Raw genomic sequence first — 11,509 nt, forward strand, 5'->3', positions numbered from 1 at the left:
GGGGGCGGGCTTCCTCGGCAGCCATCTGTGCGAGCGACTCCTGGCCGGCGGGGCCGAGGTGATCTGCGTCGACAACTTCCTCACCGGCCGGCCGGAGAACATTGACCCGCTGCGGACGCTGGCCGCCTTCCGGCTGCTGCGCCGCGACGTCACCGGCCCCCTCGACGCCACCGGGCCCCTCGACGTCGACGGGCCTCTCGACGCGGACGGCCCCCTCGACGTCGCCGGGCCGATCGACGCGGTGGTGCACCTGGCCTCCCCGGCGTCGCCGGTGGACTATCGGGCGCTGCCGCTGGAGACGCTCGCGGTGGGGGCCTGGGGCACCCGCCGGCTGCTGGAGCTCGCCCGGCGCAAGCAGGCCCGGTTCGTGCTGGCATCCACCTCCGAGGTGTACGGCGACCCGCAGGTGCACCCGCAGCCGGAAGGCTACTGGGGGCACGTCAACCCGGTCGGCCCGCGCAGCATGTACGACGAGGCCAAGCGCTTCGCCGAGGCGCTCACCACCGCGCACCGCGCCACCCACGGCACCCGGACGGGCATCGTGCGGATCTTCAACACCTACGGCCCCCGCATGCGCGCGGACGACGGCCGAGCGGTGCCGACCTTCATCACCCAGGCCCTGCGCGGCGGGCCGGTGACCGTGGCCGGCGACGGCTCGCAGACCCGCTCGCTGTGCTACGTCGACGACCTCGTGGCCGGGCTGGTTCGGATGGTCGAGGCCGAGCATCCGGGGCCGGTGAATCTCGGCAACCCGCGGGAACTGCCGGTACTGGAGCTGGCTCGGCTGGTGGTGCGACTGTGCGACGAGCAGGTACCGATCGTCTTCGTCCCGCGGCCCCCGGATGATCCCAGCGTGCGCCGGCCGGATGTCACCCTGGCCGGGGAGGTGCTCGACTGGCGTCCCCGGGTGGACCTGGCGGACGGGCTGGGTCGGACCGTCGACTGGTTCCGGAACCGGGCGGCCGGGCTGCCGTCGGCGCTCGTGCCGCGGCAGAGCCGGGCGTCACGCTCCCGTGCGGGCGGCGACTGAGGGGACGTCCGCCGACTCGGTGGTGGTCGGGTTTTATTGCTAAAAGTAATCTATATACTACAAATAGTGAATGACGTCTGCCGTGTCCGGAACCGCCAAACCCACCGGTCCGGCCCAGGCCTCACGCGGCCCGCTCACCAACGGGATGACCTTCGAGGGGTGGTCAGCGCCCCAGGCCGGCGTCGACGGGATGTGAGGCGTCGACGGGACTGGTGGTGTGGACAGGGCCGGCGAGGTCCGGGCGGGCGCCGTCGGCCCCGCGGGCGGTCAGCGTCGCGTGCAACTCGACGGGCAGGTCGGCCTCCAGCCGGAACTCGGCGGTGGGGGCGAGGACCGTCTGTTCCCAGCCGACCGCTCGGCGGGTCATGCGCACGTGCCACCGGCCGGGTCCGCCGGTGCGCAGCAGCAGTCGCCGTCCGGCGGGGGTGGTGACGTCGAGGGCGGCGGGTTCCTGCGGGGTGCCCGGCCCTGGGCGGCGGGCGGCGGTCAGCGTCACCCCGGGTGCGAACTGGAACAGCACGGCGAGCCGGTGCCGGCCGCCGCCGCCAATCCGGTCGACGACGGTGAGGCCGTCCGCGTCGAGTCGCCAGGTGCGCCAGTGCATGGGCCGGCCGGGCAGGTGACGGTAGCCGTCATGGCCGGCGGTCAGGGTCGCCGTCCCATCACGGTGACGCATGGTGACGAGGGTGGGATGGGCCCGGCGGCCGGCGCGGAACGCACCCCAGACCTCGGTCGAGTCGGCGCCGTCGATGGTGACGGTGCAGTGGGCGGCGGAGCCACGTTCGGCGTCGCGGCGCGGCCCGGGTGCGTAGGTCGAGGTGCCCGCGTCGACGAGCAGCGGTCGGCCGTCCAGCCAGAGCAGGAAGCCGAGGGTGTCCGCGTGCGCGTGCGCCGGCAGGTCGTCGGGGCAGGGCAGGCCGACGTCGGCGAGCAGGTGCCAGCCGCCGGCTGTGAGGACCGCCAGCCCGCTGTCCGCCAGCAGCAGCCCGCCGGCCTGGCCCGGTCCCCCCGCACCCGCGGCGGGAACGCCCGGGCGGGCGACGGCGATGGCGGGGCGGGAGGTGCCGGTGCCGGCGGGGTCGGCTTCGGGGCCGGGCGCAGGCGGTTGGGCCGGCACGGAGGGCAGTAGCCGGCGCAGGAGGTCGTGGCGCACCGGGAACCCGTCGTTGAGCAGCGGTACCGAGCCGTCCGGGCCGAGCACCGCGCCGAGCCAGGCGCGCATCCGGGTGATGGCGTCGAACAGTTCGGTCGGCACCGGCCACCCGCCCGCGGCGAGCAGCCCGGCGACGTCGTCGAGGTCGGCGAGGACCTGGCAGTGGTAGGCCGGTGACCTTTCGTAGTGACCTCCGTCGCCGAGTACCTGCCGGCCGGTCTCACGCACGAGCGCGTCGACCCAGCGGTCCAGCTCACGCGGGTCGTCGGCCGCCATCGCCAGCGCGATCAGCGCCTTGTGGTTCTTCAGCAGGTGGTTGCCGCCGACGTCGGTTTCCAGATGGACCCGCAGGAACGATCGGTGGAGGCCCAGATCGGCGCGCAGCACGTCCCGCGCCGGCGTGTCCCGGGCCAGTGTCGGACCGAGCGCACACAGCGTCCAGGCCCGCAGCGAGGCGACGTACGGCGACCAGGCCACCGGATGGCCGACGGCGACCGCGGCGCGCCAGCCCAGGTAGAGCCGCGCGAACAGGGCGCGCTCCCGATCGCCACCGGGTGCCAGCGCCCAGGCCCAGTCCCAGTAGTGCAGGTGATAGCGCCACAGCAGCGGGGCATCGGCCTGCTCCCAGTCCCAGCGGCCCGGGTCCTCATCCAGGTCGCGAACGGGGCCGGACGGATCGGTGTGACCGAGGGGACGGGTGTGGCCGAGCAGGGTCAGCCGGCCGAGGGCGAGCCCGTCGACGGTCGGACCAGCGGGTGGGCAGGTCTCGTCCACGGGGACGAAGCCGGCCGGCCACCGTCCCGGGGACGGGCGGCCGCGCAGCACCGCCCCGGCCAGGCGGGGATGGCGGCTCAGGACGGCGCGCTGCCCGCGTAGCCGCACGCGGGCGGCGACCTGGTGCGGCCGCAGGCGCGCGACGGTGCGCAGGTAACGACCTAGGTTCGTCGACGGGGTCATAGGCCGACCGGTCCCGTCGTGGCGCCGGCCGGTCCGGCCGGCCGTGCGCAGGTGCCTTCCCTGGCCACGGTTCGACCCGGCGGGCGGGTCCTGAGGCGCGCGAGCTCCACCGTGCCGTCGGTCGAGCCGGAGTCGACGACGACCTGCTCGCACCAGCCGACGGAGACGATCGCCCGGACGATGTTCGGTGCCTCCTCGCGGGCGAGGATGATCGCGGTCACCGGAACGGACCGCGGCGCGGGCACCGAGCCGGCCGCGACGGGCCTGGCCGCGTCGTGGGGGATGGGCCAGCCCCGGCGGCCGCCGGGCGGCGAGATCGGCCCGAAGGGGCGATGGGTGACTGGCTTCGTGCGTTCACAGCGCCGGTTCCTCCGCATCGAGCAGCCAGGTGACGTAGTCCGCGGGATCGAACGGGTTGGCGGGTTCGGGCCGCGAGGTCAGGGTGAGCGTGGCGCCCATCCGGGCTTCCGCACAGTCGACGAGGACCCGGCCTTCCATCGGGCTCACCCGGGCACCCTGGCGGATACCGGGGCGGGCGTGCCGGCGGCCGGGATGCCCGCCGACCGCTCGGCCCGCCGGGCGTAGAGGTATCCCGACGAGGCCCCCCCGAGATCCCCGACGCGGCGCAGGTCGTTGTCGAGCAGGGTCACCTCGAACCCGTGCCGGCGCAGCCGCCCGACGAGGGTCGCCGGGTCGCCGAATCCGGGGTGCACCTCCATCACGATCCGGCCGACCGCATTCAGCCAGCCCGGCTCGTCGAACAGGGCGAACTCGGAGCCCTCGATGTCGAGTCTGAGCAGGTCCACCCGGTCGACGCCGCCGGTCTCCAGGACCTGGCTCATCGTCAGCCGCTCGACGTCGCCGCCCCAGTGGGTCGCGCCGTGGCGTGCCCGCTCGTCGGCGAACACCCCGGTCGACGGCCCGACCAGGGCGTGCAGCAGCTGGATGCGGTGGGAGACGCCGTTGACGGCCGCGTGGTTGACGAACACGGACGCGAACCCGCGCTGCGCCTCGACGGCGATGACGTCGGCGCCCGCCCGCGCAGCCAGCACCGAGAACAGGCCCTGGTTCGCCCCCAGATCGACGACGATCTCGTCGGCCGTCGGCGCGAAGCCGGGCAGCGCGTGGTAGACCCCGCGGCAGTACATCTCCCTGGCGCCCCCGAACGCACCGCCGGGCAGGATGACGTGGACGCCTGGCAGCGGGTGATACGTGTGGCTGCCTTGGGCCATGGCGCGGTCGGCGGCGTCGAGGGTGCCGGTGCGCAGGACGGCCGGGGCGTGGCGGGCGATCGCGGCGGCGAAGCGCAGCGCCGTGGGGCCGCCGGCCACGGCTGCGACGGCGTGCAGGTCGCGGGCCAGCCGGCGCAGCCGGTCGGGCCGGATACTCGCCGGGCGGTCCGCCGCCGGGGCGAGCCGTCCGGCGGCCTGGCGGTCCGCGGCGGCCTGCTCGGCGATGCCGACGCCGAACGGCCGCGGCCGGTGGTCGAGGTCGCGCATGGCGGCGCCGATGTCGAAGGCCTTGTCCTCGGCGAGGCGGGCGATCTGCTCGGCCTTCAGCCGTGGCGCGGTGGCGTGCCGCTCGTAGACGCGGGCGGCGGCGAGGGCCGGTCGGGCGGGAACCGGGACGCAGTACACCCGGCGGTCTTCGGCTGCCGCGGCTGCGGCGACGACCTCGCGCAACGACAGTGCCCGCGGCCCGGCGACGTCGTAGCTGCGTCCGATCGCCGCGTCGGCGCTCAGCGCCCGCAGCACGGTCGCGGCCAGGTCGTCGACGTGCACCGGCTGGTGCAGCCGCCGCCCGCCGCCCGGCAGCGGCAGGACACCGACCCGGCGTACCAGCGCGAGCAGGCGGGCCATGTTGCGGTCGTCCGGCCCGCCGTAGATCATCGTCGGGCGGATGATCGTCCAGTCCAGCTCGCTCGTCCTGATCGTGTGCTCGGCGGCGATCCGCACACGCTTCGACGGGGGGTCGAGCGAGGTGAAGATCCCGGTGGTGGACAGGAACACCGCGCGGTGGATGCCCGCCGCCCGGGTCGCGGACACGATTGCGTCGGTGTGGCCGAACCCGAGGGAGGCGAGGTTGAGCAGAGCCGCGCAGCCCGCCTCGGCGAACGCCGCGGTCAGCCCGGCCGGACGGGTGAGGTCGCCGGCGACGGTCGCGGCCCCCTGGTTGCGCAGCGCCGCCGCGGCCGTGGTGCTGCGTGCCAGTCCGACGACCTCGTGCCCCTGCGCAAGCGCACGCGGAACCACCCTGCTGCCCAGGAAGCCCGTCGCGCCGGTGACCAGAATCTTCATGCCAATGCCTCCGGTGCGGGTGCCTTCGCCGTCTGCGGGGTGGCCGGGACCGGGGCCGACTCCCGCCGTGCCGGGACGGTCGCGTCCGGCCGCCCGTCGCCGTCGGGGCGGGCCGGTTCGGCGTCGTCGAACAGCAGCCGGCGGTAGTGCCGGGCCAGCTCGTCGCGGTCGAAGTGCCGCTCGACGTGCGCCCGGCCGGTCCGTCCCATCCGCGCCCGTCGGTCCGGGTCGGCGGCCAGGTGCGCGACGGCCGTCGCCAGTGCCTCGGGATCCTCCGGGGGGACGACGATCTGCCCGGCGGCGGTCAGGATCCGGGCGGCCTCGCCGCGGACCGCGCCGATCACCGGCCGCCCGGCGGCGAGCAGTTCGAACATCTTCGACGGGATGAACGTGTCGAACATCGGCACGTCGCGCAGCGGCACCACACAGACGTCGGCGGCCGCGACGACGCCCGGCACCTGCTCGCGGGGCACGCCGTCGTGCAGCAGCGTGTTCGTCAGCCCCAGGCCGCGGACGTGCTCGGCAAGCCGGCGCTTGTCGGCGCCCTCGCCGACGAAGGCGAACCGGATCCGTGCGTCGCCGAGGCGGGCGGCGGCGTCGGCGACCGAGGTCAGGCCGTGCGAGATGCCGTGGGCGCCGATGTAGAGCACGAGCGTCTCCGAACCCGGCGCGCCCAGCCGCGCGCGCAGGCCGGCCGGCGCGGGGGTGTCGGGGCGGAACCGGTCGAGGTCGACGCCGTTGCGCACGACGTGCACCTTGTCCGCAGTGATGCCGCGGCGGACGATGTCGTCGCGGAAGCCCTCGGTCACCGTGACGACGGCGTCGGCGGCCCGGTAGGCGGCCAGCTCGAGGCGTTCGAGCAGGCCGAGGACGCGCGGGTCGGTGATGACGCCGAGCTGTTCGAAGATGGCGGGCCACAGGTCGCGCACCTCCACGATGAGCCGGGCCCGCCGCAGCCGGGCGAGCAGCCACGCCGAGCCCAGCGGAAAGAAGGTCGGTGAGGACACCACCACCACGTCGCACGGGCCGGCCCGCCAGCCGCCGAGCAGGACGCTGGAGACCATGAACGACAGGTGGGACAGCGTTTTGCGGACCACGCCCTCGTTGGGGGTGGCGTACAGCCGGGTGCGTACGACGCGGTAGCCGTCGACCCGCTCGGTGCGCAGCCAGCTGCCGCGGTACTCGGGCGGGATCACCCCGGTGGGATGGTTCGGCATGCCGGTGAGCACGGTGACGTCGAGGCCGTCGGCCGCCCACGCCCGGGCCGTCTCCGACAACCGCGCCTGTGGTGCCCCGATCTCGGGCGGAAAATAGTGCGTCACCACCAGGACGCGGCTGCCGAGCAGGGAAGACACCTGGTTCGACCTCCAGCCGTCAGCATCAATAATAATTACTAAAAGTAGCGTAGACCTCACTTCAAGTGATTAGCGTGAGTGCGGCCGTCCGCGTGTCGCCGCGGCGACCTCGTCCCAGGCGGGCTGCCCGAGCGGCAGCCGGAAGTCGTGCGCGTCGAGCCAGCTCCGCTCCTGTCTCTGGCCGAACAGCAGCAGCTCCGCTCGCCGGCACACCGCGCTCAGCGGCGGCAGCCACTGCCCGGTCGGCTCGGCGGCGCGCAGCAGCCGCCGGACCGCCCGGGTCGGCAGCGGGCGCAGCGGGCGGCCCGGGGCGAACGTCTCGTAGAGGGTGCGCACGGTGTGCCCCTCGTACGGGTGGGAGACCACCAGGGGCGCGCTGTCCGCCGCCAGGATCGCGGCGACCGTCGCGCCGACGTTGCCGATCAGCGCCACCGGCACGGGCTGGTCGCCGTCCCCGCATGTCACCAGGGGCCAGCGCTGGCAGAACGCGGCGAAGGCGGTCGTCATCCGCCGTTCTGGACCGTGCACGGAGGGAGGTCGGTAGAGGGTCACCTCGACGCGGTCGGCGGCCGCCGCGTCACGAAGCAGCTGCTCGCCGAGGGTCTTCGACCGGGCATAGGGGTTCACCGGCGCGTAGCGCAGGCTCTCGTCGAGCCGGTCCGTCCGGCCCTGCACCGCGGCGGTGCTGACGTGGACGAACCGGGGGACCCCCGCCTGCTGGCAGGCGTCCGCAAGCAGGCGGGGCCAGGCGGCGTTACCCCCGACGAGCTCGGGTGACATCCTGGCCGCGGAGATCGCCACCCCCGCGGCGTTGACGACCGCCTCGACGCCGTCGAGCTCGGCCACGAGCCCCGCCAGGTGGGGCCGGTACGCGCGCTGGGGGTCGTGGGTCAGGGTCTCGTTGTCGGCCCACAGCCGGCGGGCCGGACGGGGCAGCACCTCATGACCGGCGTCGGCCAGTGCGGCCGCGCACGCGGCGCCGATGAAACCGGTGGCGCCGAACAGGGCGATCCTGGTCATCGGGCGCTCCCCGGCGCGGCCCGGCGGTCCGAGGAGTCGTCGGTTGGGACCGGCCGCCGCTGCGCCGGCAGTCGGGCGGGCTGGCCGGACGGGCCGGACGGGCCGGACGGGCCGCGCCGCGCCGCCCACCGGGGCGCGCGAAGGTAGGCCAGCAGCACCAACCCCGCGGCGGCGTCCGCGGCGAGCCGCCCGGCCAGCGGGCCGAAGGCGGCCAGGGACAGCACGATGAGCAGTGCCGTCGTGGCGGCAACCAGGCCGGTGACCCGCACATGCGACCAGCCGGCGATGACCAGCCGTTGGTAGGCGTGCGAGCGGTGCGGGGAGTACCACTGCTCCCCGGCAAGGATCCGCCGCGCCAGCGTCGTGCTGGTGTCCGCCAGGTAGAGGGCGGTCGGCGCGAGCGCCGGCTCCGGCGGGATGCCGGCCAGCACTGCCTGGACGGCGAGCGCGGCGAGCACGGCACCCAACGCGTAGCTGCCGACGTCGCCGAGGAAGATCCGGGCGCGGGGGAAGTTGAACGGCAGGAAGCCGAGTGCCGAGGCCGCGACGAGCATGCCGCCGACGGTCAGCGTGGGTAGGTCATGCGTGGCGCCCAGGGCCGCGCAGGCCCCGCCGGCCAGCGCCGCCGTGACCGCGGAGATGCCGTTGACCCCGTCCATGAAGTTGAAGACGTTGACGAAGCCGGTGATCCAGAGGGGCGCCGCGACGGTGACCAGCAGGACGGTGAGCAGGCCCGGCGCCGGGTCCCCGAGCAGCGCGCCCAGCACCGCCATCGCGGCGACGACGAACGACGCCGCGGTGTGCAGGACCAGCCGCCGCTTCGCGGTGACCCCGCCGATGTCCTCGGCCAGCCCGATCAGCCCGAACAGGGTGGCCGCGGCGGTCGGTGGCAGCAGGTCGGGGGAATCGGCGCCGCCGCGGGTGAGGACGGTGACGATCACGCCCGTGAACAGGCCGAGCACCACGGCGATGCCGCCGCCGCGCGGGGTCGGCGTCTGGTGCGAGGAGCGCGCCGTGACCTCGTCGATCGCGGCCAGGCGGTGCATGTAGACGGTGACGATCGGGGTCGCCGCCAGGGTGACGATGCACGCGGCGGCCGGCGCTCCCAGCACGGCGTTCCTCCGGCTCTGACACGTCGGGTGGAGTACGAGCGACGTTCATTGCTGAATGTAATGCATCAACTACACTGCGCAGCACGATGCGGGTGCGGGTGTCCCGCGCGGCCGCCCGTCGGCCGCCACCGGCCGGGGCCGGGCTCGCCGACGCTCACCGGAGGTTCGCGCGATGAAACAAGTGGTTCAGGCGGCATCCGGGGGAGCGGTGCGGGTGCTCGACGTGCCCGTGCCGATCATCGGTCCGACCGAGGTGCTGGTGGCGACGGCGGCGACGATCGTGTCGGCCGGCACCGAGCGGGCCGTCACCGAACTCGCCCGATCCGGGCTGCTGGCCAAGGCGCGGGCCCGCCCCGACCTGGTGCGCAAAGTGGCGGAGAAGGCTCGGACCGACGGCCTGGTGCCGGCGGCGCGGTCGGTCCGCGACCGGCTCGGCAGCGACGTGCCGCTGGGCTACAGCGGCTGCGGCCGGGTCGTCGAGGTCGGCTCCGCGGTCGCCGGCATCCGCCCCGGTGACCTCGTCGCCACCGGCGGCGCGGGTCGGGCCAACCACGCCGAGTTCCAGGCCGTTCCCGGACTGCTGTGCGCGAGGGTGCCCGACGGGGTGGAGCCCGGGGCGGCGGCGTTCGCCACCATCGGGTCCATCGCCCTGCATGGGCTGCGCCTCGCCGAGGTCGGGCCCGGGGCGAAGGTCGTCGTCGTCGGCCTGGGCCTGGTCGGCCAGCTCGCCGCCCGGCTGGCGCTGGCCAGCGGCTGCGAGGTGGCCGGCATCGACCTGGCGGAGCTGCCGCTGGCGACCGCCGCGGCGGTCGGCGTGCACGCGCTTCCCGAGGTCGGCGAGGCCACCACCGCCGCGGTGCGGGCCTGGAGCCGGGGCCGTGGGGCCGACACGGTGCTCATCTGCGCGGCCGGCCGCTCGGCGGAGCCGGTGATGCGGGCAACCGCGCTGGCCCGCGACCGTGCGCAGCTCGTCGTCATCGGCGACGTCGGCCTGGGCCTGCTGCGTGCGCCGTTCTACGACAAGGAGCTCACCCTGCGCTTCGCCCGTTCCTACGGGCCGGGGCGCTACGAGCGTGGGTACGAGGACTGGGGGGTGGACTACCCGGCCGGGCAGGTGCGCTGGACCGAGGGGCGCAACCAGGAGGCCGTGCTCGACCTGCTCGCCGCCGGCCGGCTACGCGTGGACGACCTGGTCACGCATGCCTTTCCCATTGATGCCGCGCCGCAGGCCTACCAGCTTGTCGCGGACCGCAGCGAGCCGTACCTCGCCATCCGCTTCGACTACCCGGCCGCGGTTCCGACCCTGCCGGGGAGCCGCCAGCCCGAGCAGGTCGCGGGCGGGCAGGTCGCGGGCGAGGCGGTCCAGCTTCCCGCGCCGCGCCCGCGTCGGCGTCCCCGGCTGCCGCACCAGCGTGGAGCCGCGGCGGGGCGTCGCGGCAGCAGGGTGGGCTGGATCGGCGCCGGGGCGTTCTCCGCAACGGTGCTGTTGCCCGCGTTCCGGGCCGCCGGATTCGACCAGTTCGTCACGGTCGCCTCCGCCGGCGGCCGCTCGGCGCGGTCGTTCGCCGACCGGTACGGCTTCGCCGGCGCGGTGGCCGGCGCCGACGCCGTCCTCGACGACGACGACATCGACGTCGTCGTGATCGCCACGCCGCACGCCACGCATGCCGAGCTCGCCGTCCGGGCGCTGGAGCGGGGACGGAACGTGTGGTGCGAGAAGCCGCTCGCGCTGACCTTCGACGAGCTGGACCGGGTGGAGAAGGCGGCGGCGGCCGGCGGCGGCGTGCTCGTCGTCGGCTACAACAGGCGGTTCTCGCCCGTGGTCGGCGCCGCCCGCACGGCCCTGGCGGCGCGGACGGGCCCGCTCACCATCGTCTATCGGATCGCGGCCGGCGGGGTGCCGGCCGGCCACTGGTACAACGACCGGGTCCAGGGGGGCCGCCTGCTCGGCGAGGTGTGCCACTTCGTCGACACCTGCGCGGCGCTGGCCGGCAGCGAGGTCGAGGCGGTCGCGGCGCTCGCCGGGCGGGAGGCCGAGCTGCTGCTCGCCTCCGACCTTGCGGTGTCGCTGCGGCACGCCGACGGGTCGCTGTCGACCGTGGCCTACAGTTCCGCCCGGCCCCGCGGAGCCCGCAAGGAACAGGTGGAGGCCCTGGCGGGGACCCGTCACGCCCGCATCGACGACTACCGGGAGCTCGTCGTCGACGGCCGGTCGGTGTGGAAGGGGGCCCAGGACAAGGGGCATCGCGACGCTGCGGCCGCCTTTCTGCGGATGTGCCGCGGAGGCGACACGGCGGTGACCGCGGAGCTGCTCGCGTCGAGCCGGGCGACGCTCGCCGCGGCCGACGCGCTCGGCGTCGAGGCGGTGTGCAGCCCCGGTGCCCCCAGGGCTTGATCGGAATCTTTTCCCGTGACGACGAACGCCGCCGCCTGCCCGGCTGGCGCAAGAAAGGGTGATGACGTGCCGCGTGCGCTGATTACCGGGATTACCGGTCAGGACGGGTTGTATCTGGGTGAGTTGTTGACCGCGAAGGGTTATGAGGTGTTCGGGTTGGTTCGTGGGCAGTCCAACCCGAAGGTGGCGG

General features: G+C 74.9%; 10 protein-coding genes. 3 read left to right on the forward strand and 7 right to left on the reverse strand.

Annotation, left to right across the window (positions count from 1 at the left end; genetic code table 11):
* A partial coding sequence (locus NBZ83_RS23990; RefSeq protein ID WP_261575845.1) for an NAD-dependent epimerase/dehydratase family protein occupies window positions 1–1,030 on the forward strand: 1,030 nt, incomplete at its 5' end.
* Between the two features lie 163 nt (window positions 1,031–1,193).
* Here the strand turns inward: NBZ83_RS23990 and NBZ83_RS23995 are convergent.
* The 7 genes from NBZ83_RS23995 to NBZ83_RS24025 all read right to left on the reverse strand — a co-directional run bounded on the left by NBZ83_RS23995 (window position 1,194) and on the right by NBZ83_RS24025 (window position 8,924).
* Entirely contained in the window at window positions 1,194–3,140 is a 1,947-nt protein-coding gene (locus NBZ83_RS23995) for a heparinase II/III family protein (protein WP_261575846.1), read from the reverse strand.
* Complete coding sequence (locus NBZ83_RS24000) at window positions 3,137–3,361, reverse strand: hypothetical protein (protein ID WP_261575847.1); 225 nt, start codon at window positions 3,359–3,361, stop codon at window positions 3,137–3,139. The genes NBZ83_RS23995 and NBZ83_RS24000 overlap by 4 nt, the downstream gene beginning before the upstream one ends.
* Window positions 3,362–3,494: 133 nt before the next feature.
* Window positions 3,495–3,647 (reverse strand): hypothetical protein, encoded by a 153-nt coding sequence (locus tag NBZ83_RS24005; RefSeq protein WP_261567632.1) that lies wholly within the window; start codon window positions 3,645–3,647, stop codon window positions 3,495–3,497.
* Window positions 3,644–5,437 carry an FkbM family methyltransferase gene (locus NBZ83_RS24010; protein WP_261575848.1) on the reverse strand — a complete coding sequence of 598 codons (1,794 nt, stop codon included), beginning with the start codon at window positions 5,435–5,437 and terminating at the stop codon, window positions 3,644–3,646. The genes NBZ83_RS24005 and NBZ83_RS24010 overlap by 4 nt, the downstream gene beginning before the upstream one ends.
* Window positions 5,434–6,792: a glycosyltransferase family 4 protein gene (locus NBZ83_RS24015; RefSeq protein ID WP_261567634.1), complete on the reverse strand. Its 1,359-nt coding sequence runs from the start codon at window positions 6,790–6,792 to the stop codon at window positions 5,434–5,436. The genes NBZ83_RS24010 and NBZ83_RS24015 overlap by 4 nt, the downstream gene beginning before the upstream one ends.
* A 69-nt stretch (window positions 6,793–6,861) precedes the next feature.
* Window positions 6,862–7,812, reverse strand: a complete 951-nt coding sequence (locus tag NBZ83_RS24020; RefSeq protein WP_261567635.1) for an NAD-dependent epimerase/dehydratase family protein — start codon at window positions 7,810–7,812, stop codon at window positions 6,862–6,864.
* Complete coding sequence (locus tag NBZ83_RS24025) at window positions 7,809–8,924, reverse strand: MraY family glycosyltransferase (protein ID WP_261575849.1); 1,116 nt, start codon at window positions 8,922–8,924, stop codon at window positions 7,809–7,811. Before NBZ83_RS24025 ends, NBZ83_RS24020 begins: the two co-directional genes overlap by 4 nt.
* A 172-nt stretch (window positions 8,925–9,096) precedes the next feature.
* Between NBZ83_RS24025 and NBZ83_RS24030 the strand changes: the two genes are divergently transcribed.
* Window positions 9,097–11,319 carry a bi-domain-containing oxidoreductase gene (locus tag NBZ83_RS24030; protein ID WP_261575850.1) on the forward strand — a complete coding sequence of 741 codons (2,223 nt, stop codon included), beginning with the start codon at window positions 9,097–9,099 and terminating at the stop codon, window positions 11,317–11,319.
* Window positions 11,320–11,385: 66 nt separating this feature from the next.
* Window positions 11,386–11,509 (forward strand): GDP-mannose 4,6-dehydratase (locus NBZ83_RS24035; RefSeq protein ID WP_261560418.1); only part of this gene is annotated, 124 nt, incomplete at its 3' end.

It is taken from the genome of Frankia gtarii, assembly GCF_025403375.1.
GTDB lineage: Bacteria > Actinomycetota > Actinomycetes > Frankiales > Frankiaceae > Frankia > Frankia gtarii.

Coding starts and splice junctions, on each gene's coding strand:
- NBZ83_RS23995 (WP_261575846.1), bottom strand. CDS start 3,140: ATGACCCCGTCGACGAACCTAGGTCGTTACCTGCGCACCGTCGCGCGC.
- NBZ83_RS24020 (WP_261567635.1), bottom strand. CDS start 7,812: ATGACCAGGATCGCCCTGTTCGGCGCCACCGGTTTCATCGGCGCCGCG.
- NBZ83_RS24030 (WP_261575850.1), top strand. CDS start 9,097: ATGAAACAAGTGGTTCAGGCGGCATCCGGGGGAGCGGTGCGGGTGCTC.
- NBZ83_RS24010 (WP_261575848.1), bottom strand. CDS start 5,437: ATGAAGATTCTGGTCACCGGCGCGACGGGCTTCCTGGGCAGCAGGGTG.